Annotated in this window: 23 protein-coding genes and 1 pseudogene; 13 read left to right on the top strand and 11 right to left on the bottom strand. The window is 52.5% G+C overall.

The window, feature by feature from the left end:
• The first annotated feature begins 102 nt into the window (after nucleotides 1–102).
• The gene (locus GNG29_RS23150) at nucleotides 103–285 is read left to right on the top strand and encodes a hypothetical protein (RefSeq protein WP_159339266.1); all 183 of its coding nucleotides are present in this window, start codon (nucleotides 103–105) and stop codon (nucleotides 283–285) included.
• Nucleotides 286–615: 330 nt separating this feature from the next.
• Here the strand turns inward: GNG29_RS23150 and GNG29_RS23280 are convergent.
• A pseudogene (locus tag GNG29_RS23280) lies at nucleotides 616–714 on the bottom strand (recombinase family protein); the annotation flags it as partial.
• A 450-nt stretch (nucleotides 715–1,164) separates the two neighbouring features.
• Between GNG29_RS23280 and GNG29_RS06810 the strand changes: the two are divergent.
• Nucleotides 1,165–1,782, top strand: coding sequence for a mechanosensitive ion channel family protein (locus tag GNG29_RS06810; protein WP_156654121.1), 618 nt, complete (start codon nucleotides 1,165–1,167; stop codon nucleotides 1,780–1,782).
• A 441-nt stretch (nucleotides 1,783–2,223) separates the two neighbouring features.
• Here GNG29_RS06810 and GNG29_RS06805 read toward each other — a convergent pair whose 3' ends face one another.
• From GNG29_RS06805 to GNG29_RS06795, 3 genes are all read right to left on the bottom strand, one after another.
• The gene (locus tag GNG29_RS06805; protein ID WP_231736596.1) at nucleotides 2,224–2,871 is read right to left on the bottom strand and encodes a hypothetical protein; all 648 of its coding nucleotides are present in this window, start codon (nucleotides 2,869–2,871) and stop codon (nucleotides 2,224–2,226) included.
• Nucleotides 2,872–2,941: 70 nt separating this feature from the next.
• The gene (locus GNG29_RS06800) at nucleotides 2,942–4,216 is read right to left on the bottom strand and encodes a hypothetical protein (RefSeq protein ID WP_156654120.1); all 1,275 of its coding nucleotides are present in this window, start codon (nucleotides 4,214–4,216) and stop codon (nucleotides 2,942–2,944) included.
• Between the two features lie 76 nt (nucleotides 4,217–4,292).
• Entirely contained in the window at nucleotides 4,293–4,571 is a 279-nt protein-coding gene (locus GNG29_RS06795; RefSeq protein WP_156654119.1) for a hypothetical protein, read from the bottom strand.
• A gap of 497 nt (nucleotides 4,572–5,068) precedes the next feature.
• Between GNG29_RS06795 and GNG29_RS06790 the strand changes: the two genes are divergently transcribed.
• Both GNG29_RS06790 and GNG29_RS06785 read left to right on the top strand, forming a co-directional pair.
• Nucleotides 5,069–6,189, top strand: a protein-coding gene (locus GNG29_RS06790) for an IS3-like element ISSen4 family transposase (RefSeq protein WP_156653759.1) whose coding sequence is annotated in 2 segments (ribosomal slippage) — nucleotides 5,069–5,327 and nucleotides 5,327–6,189 — 1,122 coding nt in all. Because the reading frame shifts where the segments join, the coding sequence is not laid out codon by codon here.
• Nucleotides 6,190–7,147: 958 nt separating this feature from the next.
• Entirely contained in the window at nucleotides 7,148–8,431 is a 1,284-nt protein-coding gene (locus GNG29_RS06785; protein WP_156654118.1) for a putative acyl-CoA thioester hydrolase, read from the top strand.
• A 52-nt stretch (nucleotides 8,432–8,483) separates the two neighbouring features.
• On the opposite strand, the gene tisB is transcribed toward GNG29_RS06785, so the two are convergent.
• A complete protein-coding gene (gene tisB / locus GNG29_RS06780; RefSeq protein ID WP_103178749.1) occupies nucleotides 8,484–8,573 on the bottom strand; it encodes a type I toxin-antitoxin system toxin TisB in 90 nt (29 codons plus the stop codon).
• Between the two features lie 440 nt (nucleotides 8,574–9,013).
• A complete protein-coding gene (gene pgl / locus GNG29_RS06775; protein WP_156654117.1) occupies nucleotides 9,014–10,009 on the bottom strand; it encodes a 6-phosphogluconolactonase in 996 nt (331 codons plus the stop codon).
• Between the two features lie 153 nt (nucleotides 10,010–10,162).
• On the opposite strand from pgl, the gene GNG29_RS06770 reads away from it, so the two are divergent.
• Complete coding sequence (locus GNG29_RS06770) at nucleotides 10,163–10,981, top strand: pyridoxal phosphatase (protein WP_103178747.1); 819 nt, start codon at nucleotides 10,163–10,165, stop codon at nucleotides 10,979–10,981.
• Here GNG29_RS06770 and modC read toward each other — a convergent pair whose 3' ends face one another.
• The 4 genes from modC to GNG29_RS06750 all read right to left on the bottom strand — a co-directional run bounded on the left by modC (nucleotide 10,982) and on the right by GNG29_RS06750 (nucleotide 13,834).
• Nucleotides 10,982–12,040, bottom strand: a complete 1,059-nt coding sequence (modC, locus tag GNG29_RS06765; protein ID WP_103178746.1) for a molybdenum ABC transporter ATP-binding protein ModC — start codon at nucleotides 12,038–12,040, stop codon at nucleotides 10,982–10,984. It lies immediately after the preceding gene.
• Nucleotides 12,041–12,042: 2 nt separating this feature from the next.
• Nucleotides 12,043–12,732: a molybdate ABC transporter permease subunit gene (gene modB, locus GNG29_RS06760; protein ID WP_156654116.1), complete on the bottom strand. Its 690-nt coding sequence runs from the start codon at nucleotides 12,730–12,732 to the stop codon at nucleotides 12,043–12,045.
• Nucleotides 12,729–13,505 (bottom strand): molybdate ABC transporter substrate-binding protein, encoded by a 777-nt coding sequence (gene modA, locus GNG29_RS06755; RefSeq protein ID WP_156654115.1) that lies wholly within the window; start codon nucleotides 13,503–13,505, stop codon nucleotides 12,729–12,731. The genes modB and modA overlap by 4 nt, the downstream gene beginning before the upstream one ends.
• 179 nt (nucleotides 13,506–13,684) lie before the next feature.
• On the bottom strand, nucleotides 13,685–13,834 hold the full coding sequence (locus tag GNG29_RS06750; protein ID WP_103178743.1) for an AcrZ family multidrug efflux pump-associated protein: 150 nt from the start codon (nucleotides 13,832–13,834) through the stop codon (nucleotides 13,685–13,687).
• Between the two features lie 128 nt (nucleotides 13,835–13,962).
• Between GNG29_RS06750 and modE the strand changes: the two genes are divergently transcribed.
• The 7 genes from modE (at nucleotide 13,963) to gpmA (ending at nucleotide 21,717) form a co-directional block, all read left to right on the top strand.
• The gene (gene modE / locus GNG29_RS06745) at nucleotides 13,963–14,751 is read left to right on the top strand and encodes a molybdenum-dependent transcriptional regulator (RefSeq protein WP_156654114.1); all 789 of its coding nucleotides are present in this window, start codon (nucleotides 13,963–13,965) and stop codon (nucleotides 14,749–14,751) included.
• Nucleotides 14,752–14,819: 68 nt separating this feature from the next.
• Nucleotides 14,820–16,289, top strand: a complete 1,470-nt coding sequence (modF, locus tag GNG29_RS06740; RefSeq protein ID WP_156654113.1) for a molybdate ABC transporter ATP-binding protein ModF — start codon at nucleotides 14,820–14,822, stop codon at nucleotides 16,287–16,289.
• A gap of 206 nt (nucleotides 16,290–16,495) precedes the next feature.
• Nucleotides 16,496–17,512, top strand: coding sequence for a UDP-glucose 4-epimerase GalE (galE, locus tag GNG29_RS06735; RefSeq protein WP_156654112.1), 1,017 nt, complete (start codon nucleotides 16,496–16,498; stop codon nucleotides 17,510–17,512).
• Nucleotides 17,513–17,521: 9 nt separating this feature from the next.
• Nucleotides 17,522–18,568 (top strand): galactose-1-phosphate uridylyltransferase, encoded by a 1,047-nt coding sequence (gene galT / locus GNG29_RS06730; protein WP_103178739.1) that lies wholly within the window; start codon nucleotides 17,522–17,524, stop codon nucleotides 18,566–18,568.
• A gap of 2 nt (nucleotides 18,569–18,570) precedes the next feature.
• A complete protein-coding gene (gene galK, locus GNG29_RS06725) occupies nucleotides 18,571–19,719 on the top strand; it encodes a galactokinase (RefSeq protein WP_114387637.1) in 1,149 nt (382 codons plus the stop codon).
• Complete coding sequence (gene galM, locus GNG29_RS06720) at nucleotides 19,713–20,753, top strand: galactose-1-epimerase (protein ID WP_103178737.1); 1,041 nt, start codon at nucleotides 19,713–19,715, stop codon at nucleotides 20,751–20,753. Before galK ends, galM begins: the two co-directional genes overlap by 7 nt.
• Nucleotides 20,754–20,964: 211 nt before the next feature.
• On the top strand, nucleotides 20,965–21,717 hold the full coding sequence (gpmA, locus tag GNG29_RS06715) for a 2,3-diphosphoglycerate-dependent phosphoglycerate mutase (protein ID WP_103178736.1): 753 nt from the start codon (nucleotides 20,965–20,967) through the stop codon (nucleotides 21,715–21,717).
• A 66-nt stretch (nucleotides 21,718–21,783) separates the two neighbouring features.
• Here the strand turns inward: gpmA and aroG are convergent, their stop codons facing one another.
• Nucleotides 21,784–22,836: a 3-deoxy-7-phosphoheptulonate synthase AroG gene (aroG, locus tag GNG29_RS06710; RefSeq protein ID WP_103178735.1), complete on the bottom strand. Its 1,053-nt coding sequence runs from the start codon at nucleotides 22,834–22,836 to the stop codon at nucleotides 21,784–21,786.
• 321 nt (nucleotides 22,837–23,157) lie between these two features.
• Here aroG and GNG29_RS06705 point away from each other — a divergent pair, with 321 nt between their 5' ends.
• Nucleotides 23,158–23,676: a protein YbgS gene (locus GNG29_RS06705; RefSeq protein WP_156655446.1), complete on the top strand. Its 519-nt coding sequence runs from the start codon at nucleotides 23,158–23,160 to the stop codon at nucleotides 23,674–23,676.
• Nucleotides 23,677–23,683 lie beyond the last annotated feature (7 nt).

The following is a 23,683-nucleotide window of genomic DNA, read 5'->3' as shown; positions in this document are numbered from 1 at the left end:
AGCATTACTACATGCTCCTTTCATTAGTCATAACTGGCTCGGCACCTATACTTAAAAGTAGATTAGTATGCGAACGATAGAGTCAGAAGGGGTCAGGTAAAGGTGGTTGATGATGGTTCTTTAAGCGTTGAGCGGTCCATGCCCATCAAAGGCGTACTCATGCTGCTCACCAGTGAAAGGGTGCAAGTGTTTGAACCGAAGGCCTTCATCCTGTATCGTCACAACATTGAAAATATCAAGGATATTATCCAGAGCGCTTTCTTCGCTCAACGCATTAGGGCGTAAACCGGACCTCATTGATAAAGTTTTAAAGAATCTGACCTGCCCATATTCCATGTGCACGGTTTTAGGCTAGCCCCCACCTTCTGGGCGTGTGTTTTTCGCGTCATCTGGCTGTGTGGCATCTCGCCTGATGTTGAGCCCTTGGGACCAGCTAAACAACGCGCCGTCAAGGCTGCAGATATACTCGTAACATTTGCAAAAGCATCAAGCGGCCCTGTCCCGTTGTTCTTTTTGAACCGGTTGCCTTTAACAGGAAGATTTGATTCATGCCAGGATATTCGTGCGATACTCGGAGGTGCTTTTTTAGTGACGTCTGTCTTTATCCCGACGTTCCTGCATAGTCATTCTTCCGGCTGCACTTGTCAGGTCAACACCGACGAGATCCAGGCAGTGAAAACGACTATCTAACGCAGCCAGTAGTTCAATCGTTTTCCCTGGCAGCCTGTACAAAACAGTTTTAACGCAGGATATTTTCTATTTGCCAAGCCGACGCCAAGATTGAGAGCGAAATCAGAGTAATGTATTTAGTGCTGAAGTACTGGATAAATATATTACCCGCTAAATACCGGATGAAATAAAGATGGAAGCTATTACCAATGCTCGCGCGGAGTGCCACGCGCAGCTGATGGCCTTTCAGGAAGAGCTGAACAGGCCGCAGGCAAAGAGTATGTTGAAGAGACGGTAGATGACGTAACGGAAGACGGTTAGACGCCAAAGACAAAGAGTAATTCGCATGCAGACGGGTTATATTTTAACTTAACGCTTAATCTTCTGATTTATTTTAGATACGTTATAATCGTTAATATGTCGTATATGAATATAGAAATTTCAGTTAAGTATTAATCATAAAACGCTATACCAATTTAATTGCGAGGGTTAACAATGAGCGTCAGAAGAGATAGCGACGGAAAATATGTGACAAGTGGACAGCCTTTTAAGCAGTATGATGAAAAATGGCGTGCTGATAACGCAGCTAGCTGGGAAGCCCCCATCAGCCAACCAAACCAGCCGGTTAATAATTCATGGGGAACTATCCAGCAGCCAACATCAACATCGACGTCCATGTCTTATGAAGACCAGCTGGCTTTCGCCAGTGGCGCGCGCAAAGTTCTCGCCTCAATTATTATCTGGTTTACGCTATGGGGCGTTATTTTAGTGCCAGGGCTACAGGCTGCGCAAATGCTCATATATGAAGGGGGGCTTACCTCAATCCTGGCAAGGATAATTTTTTCAATCCTTTATATTGTTTATGTCATCCTATTTGCCCCTCTTCAGTTCGCTTACCTCTTTGAAGTTGGTGACCTGGCAACGCGATTGCTTATTCAGCTAGGGGTGGGAGTTGTACTGTCATTTCTGGTAGTTAAATTCTGGCGGAAGTTAAAGAAAAAAGTATTGTATAGCTTCACATTTATTGCAGTGCTGGCCTATATAGCCGTTGGGCTGGTGTCGCTTAATAGTGGTCTTTGGGGATCATTTAAGTTTTTCCCGTACTTTAGTTAATATTTTTTCCGTATTGACGTGTTAAATGAGTTAGCGGTGGGCTGTTGCCTACCGCTAACATTACAATTCTGTGATAATGCGAACGATTTCTCGCAGGTGAACTACATCGAATAAAGTTTTTGGCACGGGAGATTATGCCGTCAGTACTCCCCCGCGGGACATCATCCATTGAAATGGTATTACAGCGTGATCTCATAGATGGCGGTGACTTTAACTCTGCACTGATCCGCTCCCTGGCAGCCTTGTTTGACTTTAATGAAATTTACTAATTGATGCTTCTTACACACCATCATTATTAGTAGTTTCTCGAAAAATATTTAATACTTAGTTGCCGAAGCCCAGCCATTAAATATTGATTTTTCCACGATATAGAAAAATAGAAAGGCAAACGGATGCCCTGTTTGCCTTTTTATAACTAGTAAAACATTTCACAGTTATTATTTACCAACCGGACCCACCTTCATCTTCCTTTTTCTGAAGCGCATCTCTGTAGCGCTGTTGTTCGACAAGTGAAAGATTAGGATCGTTCAATACGCTTCTTCCCTTAATACTTACATCATAGTCTATATCAGTTTGCGAAGCATAACTTTTGTCTACGCGAGTTTCCGACGAGTGATTGCTTAACGCATTGTAGGCTGAATCTAATTTTTGCGTGTCGGATGTACCTATATAGGCAAGTAAACAAGCGAAAACGAAAAATGCTGACCAAACTATACCAAATGATGTTATTTCAAACCCCAAACCTGTATTAATGAATATGACATTAAATCTGATAGCATAGACGATAATAAACGAAGTTAGAATTATGGTTCTTCTTTTCCACTTTGTAACAAACTTACGAATATGTTTTACACAGTTTACCAACGCAATCATAAAAAGTACTACAGATGCAATTGGCAACCAGAACGGGAATGGTGAGTATTCATTAGTGATATTAGATGTTAGTGTTACCAATGAAAAAATTAATAAGACAGATACAAGATATACACATATAGCTATTCCCGTTTTGTGAGACTTATCTATTTTTAAAAATAAAACAGGTAATATTGCGGGAATGTTCATCAGTAATGCTATAACAATAGTCATCATTAATGAGTTCATGGTGGTTCTCTCATTTTAATTCAATATTAAAGGGAGCCTTGAAGCTCCCTCGCAGTAATTATCTTACAACGGTATCAATGATTACTTCATTAGTTTCAGGATCGTAAACTTTGACTTCATCTCTAATAATTGTTGTATGAATAGTGTTACTATCACCATCAACCTTCGAGATATGAAGATAGGATTTTACAAAAGAGCCTACATCGAGTCCTTTACTATTAATAGCTGCAAATTTTGCCGAAACTTCACGAGCTTTATCATCTGGCACAACAACAGTACAGCCACGTAATACGTCATCTGTAGAGACTTTAATCCCACGACGCTCGATCGTTAAACCGCCGTTCATATCACAACCGGCTGCATTATATTTGAAACCTTTTTTAGCAATGTCATAGCTATCCCTTGCCGAAACCCAGCCGTCAGAGGCAGGAATTGACTTTTCACCATTTTCTGTCTTAAGAGCAGATTGTTCAGCAATTTGACTATTTAGACTAAATGTCGAGTAAGCTAAAATGTTTTTTACATCTTTATATTGATTAATTTTAGCTTTGATTTTTGGAAGCTCTTCTTTTTTAATGTCTTCTTTAGCAAATACATCTGTAGTATTGTTCCACTTAGAACTAAAGAAATCCATTAATTCATCGTCACTAAACTGGCGTGGCGTCTGAGCAAAATAGACATAATAAATATCATCCTGAGAAACGACTTTAAAATCAGCATCAGAAATATTTCTTAACGCATCATCATCAGCGTTGAGTTTTGCTTCAAGTTTATCGCGCCACGTTTTTTGTTGTGACGTCGGTTCAGTTTTATGATGTTCTAATTTCTGCAGAGAAAGCTCGGCATCAGTAAAGAATTTGTTATTTTCTTTTTTCACATTATATGAAATGTCGTTTGAAAATAATACGCCATAGATTTCATCAGAGCTAAACTCAATTTTGGCACTACATGACAGCTCATCTTGACCGCTAGCAGTAAGCGATGCATTATTGATTTGTACTTTATCTGTCGAGCCAAATCCTTTAGAAAAATCATCCGCCGTATAATGATAACTAGCGTCAATTCTCAATTTTTTCCTTTCATTGCCATCAAGGTATCCTGCTTCTGATTTATATCTATCCATAAATGGAGAATAGCCTAGTGGATTACGATTTAAGAATTCGATGCTTCCTTTTTTGAAACTGTTTTCTAATTGCGAAATAATTTCGGGGCGCTTACAAATAGCATTTGCTTCCTCGCTGGTGAGTTCATTGATTGGTTTATCTTCAACAGCTTTATCACATCCTGAGAGAACAACAGAAAATCCTACTGCTAACATAATGGACTTGCGCATAGTCTATCCTTTGAATTAGTAAAACAGGAAAATACTTACAGGTATTTAATATGTATATAGTAGCGTTGTCATAGGGTTATTGACGTTCATACTCTACGCCCATGATTGCTATTCCATTTTTTGTTTTTTCAATATCTAATGTGGTATAGGTAGTATGAGCTACATACTCTTTTTGGTCTTTGCTCACATCCCATTTTTGAACAGCAACATTTCCTATGCCCGGCATTTTAATATTCTTTTCTTCGATCTTGATTACGAGGCCTGATGAGGTGTTTTTCCATGTTCCATAGATCCCGTCATCACCACACCCTGTCAGTAAAGTAACCAGACCGACACCCCAAAGAAGCTTACGCATACCAATTCCCTAAGTAATCAAAAAATAGCAGCTAATCCAGCTGCCTTTCCCAAAGGCTTTAATCTCGCCCGGCAAGCCACTCTGAGCTTGCTCTCAGCCAATAGCATTCAATTAAATTCGCTGCTCGTCACATCGTTTGTGACGATCAAAAAGCAACCAAATGATAGATTATAACTATCATGAATATGTTAAACATCATTAATTGATTTAATTAAATATAATATAGTGATGAAACTACTGATATCAGCTGAATAATATTGCCCTTGGGGAAGCGCTATAAGACCAGTACCGTTATCCAGTTTTCGTCAGGCTCACGGAGCTATGCGAACATAGCAATGGTTTATTAATGAGACAGGGAAAAGCAGGAGGTAAAAAGTAGCGAAATGGATAATCAGGTTGAGGAATAGCCAATTTAGCTTAAGTGCATGACCTGCTCCCCGTTGATTAGTACACCCCGATGTTAGTAATGTCTTCATAAGCCACATGAGGACATCCCCATGAAGAAGCGTTTTTCCGACGAACAGATCATCAGTATTCTCCGCGAAGCCGAAGCTGGGGTACCCGCCCGTGAACTCTGCCGCAAGCATGCCATTTCCGATGCCACGTTTTACACCTGGCGTAAGAAGTATGGCGGTATGGAGGTGCCTGAAGTTAAGCGCCTGAAGTCGCTTGAGGAAGAGAACGCCAGACTCAAGAAGCTGCTTGCCGAAGCCATGCTGGATAAAGAGGCGCTTCAGGTGGCTCTTGGGCGAAAGTACTGACGACAGACCAGAAGCGGGAAGCCGTGATGTTGATGTGTGATGCGACCGGTCTGTCGCAACGTCGTGCCTGCAGGCTTACAGGTTTATCCCTGTCGACCTGCCGCTATGAGGCTCACCGTCCGGCTGCTGATGCGCATTTATCAGGGCGCATCACTGAGCTGGCACTGGAGCGCAGGCGTTTTGGCTACCGTCGTATTTGGCAGTTGCTGCGCCGTGAAGGGCTTCATGTTAATCATAAGCGCGTGTACCGGCTTTATCACCTCAGTGGCCTGGGCGTAAAACGCAGAAGACGTCGTAAAGGGCTGGCAACAGAACGTCTGCCGCTGCTCCGTCCGGCGGCGCCCAATCTGACCTGGTCGATGGATTTCGTCATGGACGCACTTTCCACCGGTCGCAGGATCAAGTGTCTTACCTGCGTCGATGATTTCACAAAGGAATGCCTGACGGTCACTGTTGCCTTTGGGATTTCAGGCGTTCAGGTCACGCGTATTCTGGACAGCATTGCACTGTTTCGAGGCTATCCGGCGACGATAAGAACTGACCAGGGGCCGGAGTTCACTTGCCGTGCACTGGATCAATGGGCCTTTGAGCATGGTGTTGAGTTGCGCTTAATCCAGCCGGGCAAGCCAACGCAGAACGGATATATTGAGAGCTTTAACGGACGATTTCGCGATGAATGTTTGAATGAGCACTGGTTCAGCGATATCGTTCATGCCAGGAAAATTATTAATGACTGGCGGCAGGATTATAACGAATGCCGCCCGCACTCCACGCTGAATTATCAGACACCGTCTGAATTTGCAGCGGGCTGGAGAAAGGGTCATTCTGAGAATGAAGATTCCGACGTTACTAACTGAGTGTTGTATCTAATCGTGGGGGCAGGTCATGCAAAATAAAAAGAGACCAGGTATTCCATTGCTGCGTTCTCTAATGTCTCTGTTGGTCTGTCCAGATACCGAAGACTGTAAAATCTAAGCATCGCTTAGACAGGGCTCAGTCTCATTTTTACAAGGATTTGCCAGCATCATGGGTGTTCTGAGTTTTCCGACAGCCGCAGTCTGACCATCGCCAGCAAAATAAAGGCCATAGACATCCCGTCCAGCCCATAGAACCCCGCTACCGGATAAACCCGCCGAGCCCAAAGCCGATGCCACCAGATCACAAGGCAATGCCCGGCGCCAGAGCAATAACGCGATGTCCGTAAGCATCAGCTTACGATGGCACCAGTGACCAAACATCACCTGCACCAGCGGAGCGGCCAATAAAAAGATTAGTTCGAAAAGCACTTATTAAGCGTGCGCTCTGCACATCGGTCAGTTGAGGGGGGTATTTCGAGCGAAAGCGGAAATTAAAAGCATCTCCCATTTGGAGTATGGCTACCGAAGCCGTGGCGATTCCTTGCCAGCCCCTATCAGAGCTTATTCCTGATTGATGAAGGCGTCTAATTTTCTTGAAGATCAGGAACATAGATAACTTTGAGCGTTATTCAACTTTGTACATTTACTATGTACGCAACCACGTCACCAGTAAAACTTTTTCATCACGTTTGCTCTAAACCACACTTATCTGTAATGTGCACACGGTGTTCAAGTAGAATGCGATTAAAAAGCGAAGTCATTTGCAATTTACATCGACCATTAAGCGATCTTTCTCGTTTTTTCGACAGAATGAGATGTAGGCAGCACCATATAAAGATTTTCTAAGTTTTAGTTAGATGTATTTTTGCCTTTTCATCTTCCCGTTTCGCTCAACTTAGTATAAAAAAGCAGGCTATTCCAGTTGTCCCCCTATTGATATGTTTTGCAGGAGCTTCCCTTGAACATTTCCAGGATTTCTCGTCTGGCGCTGGCACTCGCATTTGGCGTGACGTTATCGGCGTGCAGCTCTACTCCGCCGGATCAACTGCCATCAGAGCAGGTTGCGCCGGGCACGGCTTCCCGTCCGATCCTCTCCGCTGACGAAGCGAAAAACTTCCAGCAGGCTCGCTACTTTACGGCCATGGATCCGAACGCGGCGCCGTGGAGTCCTTATGCCATCCGCCTGCCTGAGCAGCCGAACTTTGTGGTTGGCCCGGCGGGAACCCAGGGCGTGACGCACACCTCCATCCAGGCGGCAGTCGATGCTGCCATTGCTAAGCACAGCAGCTCCCGTCAGTACATCGCCATTTTACCGGGCGAATACGAAGGTACTGTGTATGTGCCCGCCGCGCCGGGGAGCGTGACGATCTACGGTACGGGTGAAAAACCGATCGATGTCAAAATGGGTCTGGCGATCGACTCCGAGATCGACACCGCAACCTGGCGTCACCTGGTTAACCCGGGCGGCAAATATATGCCGGGCAAACCGGCCTGGTATATGTTCGACCGTTGCCAGAGCAAGCACAGCGCCACCGTTGGCCTGATGTGTTCCGCGGTCTTCTGGTCGCAGAACAACGGTCTGCAGCTGCAGAACCTGACCATTGAAAACAATCTGGGTGACAGCGTGGATGCCGGAAACCACCAGGCGGTGGCTCTGCGCAGCGATGGCGATCGGGTGCAAATCGACAAGGTTAACATTCTGGGTCGCCAGAACACCTTCTTCGTCACTAACAGCGGCGTTGACAACACCCTGAAAAACAACCGTATCACCCGTACGCTGGTGACCAACAGCTACATTGAAGGGGATGTGGATATGGTTTCTGGTCGCGGTGCCGTGGTGTTTGATAACACCGATTTCCGCGTCATGAACACCCGTACCCAGCAGGAAGGCTACGTCTTCGCCCCTGCGACGCAGTCCAATCTGTTCTACGGCTTCCTGGCAGTGAACAGCCGCTTTACCGCAATGGGCGACGGCGTGGCACAACTCGGCCGCTCCCTGGATGTCGATTCCGCCACTAACGGTCAGGTGGTGATCCGCGACAGCGTGATCAACGAAGGCTTTAATATGGCTAAACCGTGGGGCAACGCCGCCATCTCTCAACGTCCGTATGCGGGTAACACCGGTGCGGTGGATGAGAAAGGCAACGTGCAGCGTAACCTCAACGACGCTAACTTCAACCGCATGTGGGAATACAACAACCGCGGCGTGGGAAGTAAAGTGATCGCAGAGCCGAAGCAGTAAATATTTAGCAAAAAGGGGGAGCAACTCCCCCTTTTTGCTGCGGCTGAACACGTCAGGCACCGGTTTTAAGATACGCATCCAGCAGTTGCAGAACTGCAACCATGAGTTGCAGGAACAGAATTATCCATCCCATCATGCTCATACGCCACTCCTTGGGTCAGGAGCACTTCCACTGACTTACCTTTCCGCTGCCTGTCGCCAGTGGGCGTTGGCTTATGTTGATGTGCTCCGCAGTTAAGGCACTGACGGCACCACCCGCCAGCCAGGACTTAAAAGTGATCCCAGATTGCGGACTGCCACACATCTACACCAACAGTTCTGATTATAAGCAGACGAGACTGGATATTTAAACAGTCTTTTATCAAATAGGAATTTATAAAGGAGCGCGGTTAAAATCAATATTATTCAAACATTTAAGTTAATATCACTACGAGTCACTCTTCCAGGATTAAGCAACTGACGTTGTGCAAAGGGTCAGTACGACGCTAATATAAGGCGGTTGGTTTATGTTGATGTGCTCACCCGGCTACCACCGGGCATAAAAAAACCTCGCATTCGCGAGGTTTTTTTATTTCATCCGTCTTAGTGCGCGTTAACCACCACCCACATTGGCCCCTGGCCGACGGCGTAACGTCCCTTCTCTTCAAGCAGCCCCTGCTCACCCTGAATTTCATACAGCGCGATATGGTGCGATTTTTGCCCCGCCGCAATCAGGAATTTACCGCTGTGATCGACGTTGAAGCCGCGCGGCTGCGTTTCGGTTGGCTGGAAGCCTTCGATAGCCAGCACGCTACCATCTTCCGAAACACTAAACACGGTGATCAGGCTGGAGGTACGGTCACAGGTATAGAGGTGACGGCCATCAGGCGTGATATGGATATCTGCCCCCCAACGGGTATCGGTGAAATCAGACGGCATCATGTCCAGGGTCTGCACGCACTCAATCTTGCCGTGCGGATCGCGCAAGGCCCAAACGTCTACCGTGCAGTTCAGCTCATTCACCACGTAGGCGTACTGCTGATTCGGATGGAATGCCATATGACGCGGACCGGCCCCTTCAACGGTAGCCACTTCCGCCGGGTTCTGCGCGGTCAGCTTGCCGTCATCGCCCAGCGTAAACAGGCAGATGCGATCCTGCTTCAGCGCCGGCACCCACAGAGTGCGGTTATCCGGGGAGATGTTAGCCGAGTGGCACCCTTCCAGCCCTTCAACCACCTCAACGGTTTCGCCAGGAATACCATCATCCAGACGGGTTACGCTGACGCAGCCGGCATTGTAGGAGCCGCTAAAAATGAAGCGTCCCTGCAGATCGGTGGAGATATGCGTCGGGCTGCCGGGCAGCGCGGCTTCGGCCGTGTATGTCAGAGCGCCATCTTCAGGCGAGATACGGTACGCGAGCACGCGGAACTCCGGGCGAACACCCACATACAGGAAACGTTTATCCGGGCTGATCACCATCGGCTGAATCTGGCCGGGAACATCGACAACCTGAACCAGGGTGAGCGAACCTTCGGGATTCAGACGCCAGACATGGATCTGCTGGCTTTCAGGACTGGCGGTATAAACGGTTTGTTTCATGAATGCTCCTTTCCTCACTGCGCGTAAAAGTAATGTACCAGGATAGTCGTTTTTAACGGTGAATGCTGAATTTTAACCAGGAATTTTGCAGCGTTACTTGCACGGTGTACCATCTGCGCATCCCCTCCTTTCAACATTAACCCGGAATATCAAATGACCTCGCGTGTGATTGCACTGGATTTAGACGGTACGCTGTTAACGCCGCAAAAAACCCTGCTCCCCTCTTCGCTTGAAGCACTGAAGCGTGCCCAGGAGGTGGGATATCAACTCCTCATCGTGACGGGTCGGCATCACGTTGCTATTCATCCTTTTTATCAGGCACTGGCGTTAGATACACCTGCAATTTGTTGTAATGGAACCTATTTGTATGATTATCAAGCAAAAAAGGTTCTGCAAGCCGATCCCTTACCGGTTCCGCAGGCGCTGCAACTGATCGATCTGCTCGATGAGCATGCCATTCACGGCCTGATGTATGTTGACGACGCGATGCTGTACGAGCGTCCTACCGGCCACGTGATTCGCACCAGCAACTGGGCACAGGCGCTGCCGGAAGCGCAGCGCCCGGTCTTCACGCAGGTGCCGTCCCTCGCCCAGGCCGCCCGTGAGGTCAACGCGATCTGGAAATTTGCCCTGACCGGTGAGGACACAGGCAAACTCAACGACTTTGCCACACAGGTTGAGCAGACGCTGGGGCTGGAGTGCGAATGGTCGTGGCACGATCAGGTGGATATCGCCCGTAAAGGCAACAGCAAGGGGAAACGCCTGACGGAGTATGTGGAATCCATCGGCGGCTCTATGAAGGACGTCATTGCCTTTGGCGATAACTACAATGACATCAGCATGCTGGAAGCGGCTGGTACCGGAGTGGCGATGGGGAATGCGGACGACGCCGTCAAAGCGCGCGCGAATGTGGTGATCGGCGATAACACCACCAACAGCATCGCCGAATTTATCTATACCCGTCTGCTGTGATCAGGTGGTGATGGAGACGCTCTTGATCTGCGCGTAGAGCCAGAGGCCAGGTTTGATCCCCAGTTCATCTCTGGCCCACGGGCTGATGCGGGCCCACAGCGTGCGGCTGCCAATCTCCAGCTGCACCTCCACCTGACCGTTGTCGTCGTAACACTGGGCGACCTTGGCGCGCAGAATATTACGGATGCTGCTCTGTAGCGGCGGCTGGAGTACCAGCGAGACATCGGACGCCTGAATGCGAATGCGCAGGTTGGTTTGCAGCGGTTTATCCAGCTTGTTGACCCAGACATGCTGATCGCCGATAGCCAGGGCGGTCATGGCATAGTGCGGATGGTGTTCCAGCACGCTCACCTTCAGAATGCTGCTTTGCTGCTCCTGCGGCAGCCAGGGATGCATTACGCTGCTCCCCCACACCTCTTCCAGATTACCGAACGCTTTCACGCTGCCATTTTCCAGCACCAGTACCTTATCGGCCAGATGCAGGATCTCATCCAGCGAATGGCTCACATAGAGCATCGGGATGTTGATTTCGCGGGCCAGGCGCTGCAGATAAGGCAGCAGCTCGCGCTTACGGGGGATATCGAGCGAGGCCAGCGGTTCGTCCAGCAGCAGCAGTTCTGGGGCAGTAAGCAGCGCCCGGCCTATCGCCACGCGCTGCTTTTCCCCGCCCGACAGCGACGACGGCAGCCGGTCAAGCAGGTGCTCAATGCCCAGCAAAGCCACCAGCTTATCGAACTGCCCGGCCATGCTTTTCGCCATGCCGTAACGCAGGTTGCCCAGTACTTTGTAATGGGGAAACAGCCTGGCGTCCTGGAAGACATAACCAATCCGGCGCTTTTCTGGCGCGAGAAAAATACGCTTTTCGGCATCGTTCAGCACCCGATCGTTGAGTACGATCCGCCCCGTCTGAGGTCGCGTCAGCCCGCTTATCGCGTTGATTAGCGACGTTTTGCCCGCGCCGGAGACGCCAAAAATGGCGGTAATGCCGCTGGCTGGCAGGGTTTCGTTGAGGGTCAGGCAGTGATCGCCCAGCGTCTGGGTAAAATTGAGTTCCAGCATGATTATTTCCCCATCCGTTCACGGCTGATGCGCGCCAGCCACTCCGACACCAGCAGCGACACCAGCGCCAGCACAATGGAGATCAGGCACAACCGCGCCGCAGCCCCCTCGCCACCCGGGGTCTGGATCAGGGTATACATGGCCGACGGGAGAGTGCGTGTTTCGCCCGGAATGTTGGAAACAAAAGTGATGGTGGCGCCAAACTCCCCCAGCGAGCGGGCAAACGCCAGCACCGTGCCGACGATAATGCCCGGCAGCGTCAGGGGAAGCGTAATGGTGAAAAAGACGCGCCAGCGCCCGGCCCCGAGGGTACGGGCCGCCTGTTCAAGTTTAAGATCGACCCCTTCCAGCGCCAGGCGGATCGCCCGCACCATCAGCGGGAATGACATCACCGCCGCCGCCAGCACGGCGCCGCGCCAGCTGAAGGCAAAGCTAATGCCAAACCACTCATACAGGCGCTCGCCGATAAAACCGCGCCGCCCCATGGCAATCAGCAGCAGATACCCTACCACCACCGGCGGCAGCACCAGAGGCAGGTGCAAAATACTGTCGAGGAGCGCTTTGCCCGGAAACTGACAGCGAACCAGTAACCAGGCGAAAAAGACCCCAAAGGGCAAACTCAAAGCAACCGCGAGAGAAGAGACTTTCAGGCTCAGCAGCACGGCCTGCCATTCGGGATCGGTCAATATCATTCGTGCGTCGTAAATCCGTAACGGTTAAAGATGGCAGACGCCTGCGGCCCCTTCAGATAATCGTAAAAGGCGCTGACGGTTGCGTTTTTATGTCCATCAATGATGGCCACAGGATATTCCACTTTCTTATGCGAGTCTTCAGGGAACGTACCCACCACTTTCACCCCTTTTTCAGCAACCGCATCGGAACCGTAGACGATCCCAAGCGGCGCTTCATTGCGCGCCACCAGCGCCAGCGCGCCACGCACATCTTCCGCAGGCGCCAGTTCAGGAGCCAGCGTCTCCCAGGCACCCAGTTTTTGCAGCGCCTCTTTAGCGTAAATGCCTGCCGGAACGTGTTCCGGATCGCCCACCGCCAGACGCCCCCCTTTCAGCAGGCTGCTCCAGGGCGTCTCCTTGTTGATAGCCACCTCGCCCTGGGCGCTGGCTTTCGGCGCCACCACAACCAGGCTGTTGCCGAGCAGGGTGACACGGCTCGCCGCATCAACCGCTTTTTTATCGACGGCGTAATCCATCCACTTCTGATCGGCCGAGATAAAGAGGTCGGCAGGGGCGCCTGCTTCAATCTGTCGCGCCAGAGTGGACGAAGAGGCAAATGACGACACCACGTCGACGTTTTTCTCTTTTTTATACACCGCGGCAATATCCTGCATTGCGTTCGTCAGTGATGCGGCGGCAAAGACGGTGATCTTGCCTTCGTCTGCCAGCGCCTGGCCGGCCAGCGTGAGTGTCAGCGTCACGCCGGTAACCAGTCCTGACCATGTACGTTTCATTTAAAGCTCCTGCAAATACCGTTATATAAATTGAAATATAACGATAACCGTCAGGTTTGCCCAGCGTTAAATCGTACCGATCGGGGAGTAGATCAATTTTGTCCTGAAAATAGTATCGGCGAGGAAGGGGGAAACTTGAGAGCAAAACGCCCGGCGGAACCGGGCGTTTTTAAAGGGAATTAATGCTGTTTTTTCGGCTGTTTTCTGTGGCCGACATTGGAAAAGATGTTGAACACCTCACCCAGGCCGTAGATGGCACCGAGGATGATAGCCATCACCACTGGTACCATGATCACGGCGAATACCAGACTTTTCAGCAACTCTAACATGGCTTTCTCCAGACAATGTGAATTGCCTTATTCTAACCGGAAAAGCGAGAATTACATCCCCTTTTGTGCGGTACAGTTTGCGCCGGTAACGAATTACGTCACAATAACCCTTTTGCCAGGACATTGTTATGCAGGCCGAAATTCTCCTCACCCTACGTCTTTCGCAAAAACTGTTCGCCGATCCCCGCCGCATTGCCCTGCTCAAGCAAATTGAGCAAACCGGCTCCATCAGCCAGGGGGCAAAAAACGCCGGAATTAGCTATAAAAGCGCGTGGGATGCCATCAACGAGATGAACACGCTGAGCGAACAGACCCTGGTCGATCGCGCCACCGGCGGCAAAGGCGGCGGCGGTGCCATCCTGACGCGCTACGGGCAGCGGCTGATCCAGCTCTATGACCTGCTGGCGCAGATCCAGCAAAAGGCCTTTGATGTTTTAAGCGATGACGACGCCCTGCCGCTGGACAGCCTGCTCGGCGCCATCTCGCGTTTCTCTTTGCAAACCAGCGCCCGCAACCAGTGGTTTGGCACGGTCACCGCCCGCGATGATGACCAGGTCCAGCAGCATGTCGATATTTTACTCGCCGACGGCACCACCCGCCTGAAAGTTGCCATTACGGCCCAGAGCGGCAAGCGGCTGGGGCTGGATGAGGGCAAAGAGGTGCTGGTGCTGCTGAAAGCGCCATGGGTCAACATCACGCTGGACAGGGAAACGGCAAAACAGGCGGATAACCAGCTACAGGGAGTTATCAACCATATCGACCGTGGCGACGAGCAGTGTGAAGTGCTGATGACCCTGCCCGACGGCCAGACGCTCTGCGCCACCGTGCCTGCGGCCCAGAGCCAGGATTTAGAAGAAGGTGCTGAGGCGACCGCATATTTTAATGCCGACCGGGTGATTATCGCCACGTTGTGCTAAGCGCATTGACATGTGTGCCGACAGTGGGTTATCCCTGATGCTTATTGCTGCAAAAAATGGGATAAATCATGTCATCATTGCAAATTGCGCAAGGCACGTTTCGTCTTAGCGACACGCGCACGCTCACCCTCGCTGATTTTACGTTGAATGGTGGTGAAAGCTGGGCTTTTGTGGGCAGTAACGGCAGCGGTAAATCTGCCCTCGCCCGCGCCCTGGCTGGCGAGCTGACGCTGCTGAAGGGCGAACGCCAGAGCAGTTTCACCCGCGTGACCCGCCTCTCCTTCGAGCAACTGCAGAAACTGGTCAGCGACGAGTGGCAGCGTAACAACACCGATATGCTCAGCCCCGATGAAGATGATACTGGCCGAACGGCCGCTGAAATCATTCAGGACGAGATGAAAGACGACGTCCGTTGCCGCCAGCTGGCGGAACAGTTCGGCATCACTTACCTGCTGGAGAGACGTTTCAAGTATCTTTCTACCGGTGAAACCCGCAAAACACTGCTGTGCCAGGCCCTGATGGCCGACCCCGACCTGCTGATCCTGGATGAACCTTTTGACGGCCTCGACGTGCAATCCCGCAGCCAGCTGGCGGATCTGCTGGCCTCGCTTAATCAGCAGGGCTATACCCTGGTGCTGGTCCTGAACCGTTTTGACGAGATCCCCGATTTTGTCCAGCACGCGGGGGTGCTGGCCGACTGCATCCTGACGGCGGTGGGCGAAAAAGCGGCTCTGCTGAAGCAGGCGCTGATTGCCCAACTGGCGCACAGTGAAAAACTGAACGGCATTACCCTGCCCGAACCGGATGCGCCATCTGCGCGTCACGGTTTGCCGGAGGGCGAGGCGCGGATTGTGCTGAATAACGGCGTGGTCTCCTATAACGATCGTCCGATCCTCAACCAGTTAAGCTGGACGGTAAATCCCGGCGAGCACTGGCAGATTGTCGGCCCTAATGGCGCCGGGAAATCGACCCTGCTTAGCCTCATTACCGGGGATCACCCCCAGGGCTACAGCAACGATCTCACCCTCTTTGGCCGCCGTCGCGGCAGCGGCGAAACCATCTGGGATATCAAAAAACATATTGGCTACGTCAGCAGCAGCCTGCACCTCGATTACCGCGTCAGTACCACGGTGCGCAACGTCATCCTGTCCGGTTATTTCGACTCCATCGGGATTTATCAGGCGGTGTCTGACCGGCAGCACAAGCTGGCGCAGCAGTGGCTGGATATTCTGGGGATGGATAACCGGGTTGCGGATGCCCCGTTCAGCAGCCTGTCGTGGGGCCAGCAGCGGCTGGCACTCATCGTGCGCGCGCTGGTGAAACACCCGACGCTGCTGATCCTCGACGAGCCGCTACAGGGGCTGGATCCCCTGAACCGCCAGCTTATTCGCCGTTTTGTTGATGTCCTGATTAGCGAAGGTGAAACGCAGCTACTGTTTGTTTCTCACCATGCCGAAGACGCGCCCGCCTGTATCACCCACCGCCTGGAATTTGTCGCCAACGGCGACGGCTATCGCTACCAGGTTGGCCGCATCTGACATCCTGACGGGGGCCACGCCCCCGCTCTTTTTCGGACAACCTGCAACATCCCACCCCAAGCGCTTTGATCTACAATCCTTTTTTAGCCGGAGAGCAGCTGCGTTTTGTGCAGTGTAAACGATTCCACTATTTTATCCCATGTCACACTTTCCTGCTCTCTGTTATGCTAGGATTATCTCATACCATAAGCCTAATGGAGCGAAATATGCGAGTTCTGGTAACAGGTGGTAGCGGTTACATAGGAAGTCATACCTGTGTGCAACTGCTGCAAAATGGCCATGACGTCATCATCCTTGATAACCTGTGCAACAGTAAACGCAGCGTGCTGCCGGTTATGGAGCGCCTGGCCGGTAAACAGCCTGCTTTTGTCGAAGGCGATATTCGTAACGAAGCGCTGATGACTGAGATCCTGCACGATCACGCCATTGATACGGTGATTCACTTTGCTGGCCTGAAAGCGGTGGGCGAATCCGTGGCGAAGCCGCTGGAATATTACGACAACAACGTCAACGGCACGCTGCGCCTGGTCTCTGCCATGCGCGCGGCGGGCGTCAAAAACTTGATCTTCAGTTCTTCCGCCACCGTCTACGGCGACCAGCCGCAAATCCCTTATGTTGAAAGCTTCCCGACCGGTACGCCGCAAAGCCCGTACGGCAAGAGCAAGCTGATGGTGGAACAGATCCTGACCGACCTGCAAAAAGCACAGCCGGAGTGGAGCATCGCCCTGCTGCGTTATTTCAACCCGGTGGGCGCGCACCCATCCGGCGACATGGGTGAAGATCCGCAGGGCATTCCTAACAACCTGATGCCCTATATTGCCCAGGTTGCGGTAGGCCGTCGTGACTCGCTGGCGGTCTTCGGCAACGACTACCCTACCCCGGACGGCACCGGCGTTCGCGACTACATTCACGTGATGGATCTCGCCGACGGCCACGTCGCCGCCATGCAGCAGTTGGCCAATAAACCGGGCGTTCACATTTACAACCTCGGTGCGGGCGTCGGCAGCAGCGTGCTGGATGTGGTGAATGCCTTCAGCGCCGCCTGCGGCAAACCGGTGAGCTACCACTTCGCCCCGCGTCGCGACGGCGATCTGCCTGCCTACTGGGCCGATGCATCGAAGGCGGATAAAGAGCTTAACTGGCGTGTCTCCCGCACGCTTGACGAAATGGCACAGGATACCTGGCGCTGGCAGTCTCGCCACCCACAAGGCTATTCGGACTAAGGACCTGTCATGACCCAATTTAACCCCGTCGATCACCCGCATCGTCGTTTTAATCCATTAACCGGGCAGTGGATCCTGGTCTCTCCGCATCGCGCCAAACGCCCCTGGCAGGGCGCGCAGGAGACACCGTCCAGCGAGACACTGCCCCAGCACGATCCGGACTGCTTCCTCTGTCCGGGAAATACTCGCGTCACCGGCGATATCAACCCGGACTACAAAGGCACCTTCGTCTTTACCAATGACTTTGCCGCCCTGATGACCGACACGCCGGACGCCCCGCAGAGTGACGATCCGCTGCTGCGCTGCGAAAGCGCGCGCGGCACCAGCCGGGTAATCTGTTTCTCGCCGGATCACAGCAAAACCCTGCCGGAGCTGAGCGTAGAAGCGCTGACCGAAGTGGTGAAAACCTGGCAGGAACAGACCGCCGAACTGGGACAAACCTATCCCTGGGTGCAGGTCTTCGAGAACAAAGGCGCGGCGATGGGCTGCTCGAATCCCCATCCCCACGGCCAGGTGTGGGCCAACAGCTTTATGCCTAACGAAGTGGAGCGGGAAGATCGCCTGCAAAAAGCCTATTACGCTGAGCAGCAGTCGTCCATGCTGCTGGACTATGTCCAGCGCGAGCTGGCTGATGGCAGCCGCACCGTCGTGGAAACCGAACACTGGTTAGCGGTGGTGCCATACTGGGCGGCATGGCCATTCGAGACCCTGCTGCTGCCGAAAGCCCACGTTCTGCGGTTAACCGATCTGAGCGACGCCCAGCGCAGCGATCTGGCGCTGGCGCTGAAAAAACTGACCAGCCGCTATGACAACCTGTTCCAGTGCTCCTTCCCCTATTCCATGGGCTGGCACGGCGCACCGTTTAATGGCGAAGAGAATCAACACTGGCAGCTGCACGCCCACTTCTATCCGCCGCTGCTGCGCTCCGCCACCGTACGTAAGTTTATGGTCGGCTATGAGATGCTGGCAGAAACCCAGCGTGACCTGACGGCGGAGCAGGCCGCAGAGCGTCTGCGTGCAGTGAGTGATGTCCATTTTCGCGAATCCGGAGAATAACAATGAGTCTGAAAGATAAAACCCACGCCCTGTTTGCTGAAAAATTTGGTTATCCCGCCACTCACGCAATCCAGGCGCCAGGCCGCGTTAACCTCATCGGCGAACATACCGACTACAACGACGGTTTCGTCCTGCCCTGCGCCATTGATTACCAGACGGTGATCAGCTGCGCAAAACGCGACGACCGCAAGGTGCGCGTTATGGCAGCGGATTATGACAACCAGATCGATGAATTTTCGCTGGATGAGCCGATTGTTGCCCATGACAGCCAGCAGTGGTCTAACTACGTCCGCGGCGTGGTGAAGCATCTGCAAAAACGTAACAAGGAGTTTGGCGGCGCAGATCTGGTGATCAGCGGCAACGTCCCACAAGGTGCGGGCCTGAGCTCCTCTGCCTCGCTGGAAGTGGCTGTCGGCACCGTCTTCCAGCAGCTTTATCACCTGCCGCTGGACGGTGCGCAGATCGCCCTTAACGGCCAGGAAGCAGAGAACCAGTTCGTCGGCTGTAACTGCGGCATCATGGATCAGCTGATCTCGGCGCTGGGCAAAAAAGGCCACGCGTTACTGATCGACTGCCGCTCGCTGGGCACCAAAGCGGTCAGCCTGCCGAAAGGCGCGGCGGTGATCATCATCAACAGTAATTTCAAACGCACCCTGGTGGGCAGCGAGTACAACACCCGCCGTGAGCAGTGTGAAACCGGCGCGCGCTTCTTCCAGCAGTCTGCGCTGCGTGATGTCTCGCTCACCGAGTTCAATAAAGTGGCCCACGAGCTGGACCCGGTAGTGGCAAAACGCGTTCGTCACGTCCTGACCGAAAACGCCCGTACCGTAGAAGCAGCGGCTGCGCTGGAGAAAGGCGATCTGCAACGGATGGGTGAGCTGATGGCCGAGTCGCATGCTTCCATGCGCGATGACTTCGAAATCACCGTTCCACAGATCGACACCCTGGTTGAGATTGTGAAATCCGCCATTGGCGATCAAGGCGGCGTGCGTATGACCGGCGGCGGCTTCGGCGGCTGCGTGGTGGCGCTGGTACCGGAGGAACTGGTGCCGGTTGTTCAGCAAGCCGTGGAACAACAGTATGAAGCCAAAACCGGTATCAAAGAGACTTTCTATGTTTGTAATGCATCACAAGGAGCTGGCCAGTGCTAAACGAAACACCTGTTCTCGCCCCTGACGGCCTGCCGTATCGCCTGATCACCCTGCGCAACGAAGCAGGGATGGTCGTCACGCTGATGGACTGGGGTGCGACGCTGCTCTCCGCCCGCGTCCCGATGACCGACGGCAGCGTCCGCGAAACCCTGCTCGGCTGTGCGTCACCTGAGCAGTATGTGGAGCAAACGGCCTTCCTGGGCGCCTCGGTAGGCCGTTATGCCAACCGTATCGCCAAAAGCCGCTTTGAACTGGACGGCGTGCGCTATGACCTGCTGCCAAGCCAGGGCGAAAACCAGCTCCACGGCGGCCCGGATGGATTTGACAAGCGCCGCTGGCGCATTGTGCAGCAGAACGATGGCGAAGCGCTGTTGGCCCTCGACTCCCCGGATGGCGACCAGGGCTACCCTGGCAACTGTTCGACGAGCGTCCATTATCGCTTAACGGAGGACAACCGGATCGCCATTACCTACCGCGCCACCGTGGATAAACCTTGCCCGGTCAATCTGACCAACCACGCTTACTTCAACCTCGACGGCGACTGCAGCGACGTGCGTAACCACAGGCTGCAACTGCTGGCCCAGCGCTATCTGCCGGTCGATGAAATGGGGATCCCCCATGAAGGATTAAAAGCGGTGGCGGGTACCAGCTTTGATTTCCGCACTACCAAAGCTATCGCCCAGGATTTCCTGGCGGATGACCACCAGCGCAAGGTGAACGGTTACGATCATGCTTTCCTGCTTGATGCCCAGGGCGATCTGAGCCAGCCCGCGGCGCATCTCTGGTCTGCCGATGAAAAGCTGCAGATGACGGTCTATACCACCGCCCCTGCCCTGCAATTCTATTCTGGTAACTTCCTCGAGGGTACCCCGGCGCGCGAAGATGGAGAATACCGGGCCTGGCAGGGTCTGGCGCTGGAGAGCGAGTTCTTACCCGATAGCCCGAATCATGGGGAATGGCCGCAGCCTGACTGCATACTGCGCCCGGGCGAAGAGTACATCAGCGTTACCGAATATCACTTTATTGCGCAATAAAAACCAGCCCTCCTGCCGGAGGGCTTTTTTTATCCATCTTGCTGAAAATAGCGCCAGTCACCGACAAAATCACAACCCCTCATTCACAAGCATCTTACACTGCGACACTATTTTCGCTATGGTTAGGGTTAAGCGTTGCCCGCGGCTCAGCCGCAGCAATACAATGAGAATTGTTATCATTCAAATAATGCTTGTTCTGGAGGAGTAAAATATGGCTGTAACTAAGCTGGTTCTGGTACGTCATGGCGAAAGCCAGTGGAACAACGAAAACCGCTTTACCGGTTGGTATGATGTTGACCTGTCCGAAAAAGGTGTTGGCGAAGCGAAAGCAGCGGGCAAACTGCTAAAAGACGAAGGCTTCAGCTTCGATTTTGCTTATACCTCCGTGCTGAAACGTGCCATCCATACCCTGTGGAACGTACTGGACGAACTGGATCAGGCCTGGCTGCCGGTTGAGAAGTCCTGGAAGCTGAACGAGCGTCACTACGGTGCGCTGCAGGGTCTGAACAAAGCCGAAACCGCAGAGAAATACGGTGACGAGCAGGTTAAACAGTGGCGTCGCGGCTTCGCGGTCACCCCACCAGAGCTGACCAAAGATGACGAGCGTTACCCAGGCCACGATCCGCGTTACGCATCCCTGACTGACGCTGAGCTGCCAACTACCGAAAGCCTGGCGCTGACCATCGATCGCGTTGTTCCTTACTGGAACGAAACCATTCTGCCACGCCTGAAAAGCGGTGAGCGCGTGATCATCGCTGCGCACGGTAACTCCCTGCGCGCGCTGGTGAAATACCTGGACAACATGGGTGAAGACGAGATCCTCGAGCTGAACATCCCGACCGGCGTGCCGCTGGTGTACGAGTTCGACGAAAACTTCAAACCAATCAAGCACTACTATCTGGGTAACGCTGACGAAATCGCGGCTAAAGCGGCGGCCGTTGCGAACCAGGGTAAAGCCAAGTAATAAAAAAGCCCGGTCGCGATGACCGGGCTCTGCGTTCTGAATGCCGGATGCGAATCCGGCATTTTTTTAGCCGCGACGGGCTTTCACCGCATTCGCCAGCTGGCGCAGTACCGTTTCGGTATCGTCCCAGCCAATGCAGGCATCGGTGACGCTCTTACCGTAGACCAGCGGCTCGCTGCCTTCCAGATTCTGATTGCCTTCCACCAGGTGGCTTTCAATCATCACCCCGATAATCGCCTTTTCACCGCCGGCAATCTGCTGGCAGACATCGGTGCCCACATCCATCTGCTTTTTGAACTGCTTGCTGGAGTTGGCATGGCTGAAGTCGATCATCACCTGCGCCGCCAGACCGGCTTTTTCCAGGCCCGCCTTCACTTCGGCGACGTGCGCCGCGCTGTAGTTAGGCTCTTTGCCGCCGCGCAGAATGATATGGCAGTCGCCGTTCCCGCTGGTGTTCACAATCGCGGAGTGACCCCACTTGGTGACGGAGAGGAAGCAGTGCGGCGCCCCGGCAGCGTTAATGGCGTCAATCGCCACTTTGATGGTGCCATCGGTGCCGTTTTTAAAACCAACCGGGCAGGAGAGCCCTGACGCCAGCTCGCGGTGAACCTGAGACTCGGTGGTACGCGCGCCAATGGCGCCCCAGCTCATCAGGTCTGCGAGATATTGTGGGGTGATCATATCGAGGAACTCACCCGCCGCAGGCAGACCGCTGTCGTTGATGTCCAGCAGCAGCTTACGGGCGATGCGCAGACCGTCGTTGATCTGGAAGCTGCCATCCATATGCGGATCGTTAATCAGCCCTTTCCAGCCTACGGTGGTGCGTGGCTTTTCAAAGTAGACGCGCATGACGATTTCCAGCTCATCCTTCAGCGCTTCGCGCAGGGTCAGCAGTCGCGCCGCATACTCTTTTGCCGCCGCAGGATCGTGAATGGAACATGGACCGATAACCACCAGAAGACGATCGTCATTACCTTTCAGGATCTTATGGATCGCTTTACGGGCATGAGAAACGGTATTGGCGGCGTTTTCGGTGGCGGGAAACTTCTCAAGGAGCGCTACAGGGGGTAATAACTCGTTGATCTCTTTAATGCGTAAATCGTCATTCTGATAATTCATGTTCGTTCCAGCGTTGCCATACTTTTATAAATGAATGCAATCCCTCCAATCTATCTTGTCAGTCAGGAAGTGTAAACTCACTTTTACACTACGCACAGATAAATCCTGGAATTCGCTTAAAAAACGCAACAAAGTAGCGAAAAACGAGATACACCCTAAACTTTTTAACTGTATGCACTGCATTTATAAATTTTATCGCGATTCCATACTGACCTAAGTAGGGATCATGGCATCTTTAACCACTGAGCAGTATATCGATTTCGCATATGCACTGTGGAAAGAAGTTATCCAGAACATAACGACCAGAACAGGAGCAGCATGATGAAAATGACTAAACTCGCAACCCTTTTCCTGACAGCTTCGCTCACGATGGCGAGCGGTGCGGCACTGGCTGCTGATAGCGCCGCCGGCTCTAACACCAATAATGGCCAGGCGAATGCCGCCGCTGATGCAGGGGCCGTTGCGCCTGACGCACGCCAGAATATTGCTCCAAATAACACCGGCAACAGCCAGATTAACACCGGTTCTGGTACAACCGGCACAACAGGTACTGGTACTGGTACTGGTACGGGGACTGGCACGGGTTCCATGCTCAATCCAGATGGAACGAACTCCAGCGGCACCGGGGTGACCAATGGTACCGGCAACAGTTCAACCACTGGCGGCACTAACTCCGTCATGGGTAATGACGACCCAAGTAAGATGAGTAACGACGGCATGTCCAAGGATGATCAGCACAGGAATTCGATGTGTAAAGACGGTAAATGTCCGGATCAATCCGGCAAAGTTGATACCGAAAGAACCCCACAAGAACAAAAGACTGACGGCACTACTCAGTAATTGACGG

It is taken from the genome of Leclercia sp. Colony189, assembly GCF_009740165.1.
GTDB lineage: Bacteria > Pseudomonadota > Gammaproteobacteria > Enterobacterales > Enterobacteriaceae > Enterobacter.
The sequence above is the reverse complement of the archived record's forward strand: the minus strand, read 5'-3'. Positions and strand labels throughout refer to the sequence as shown.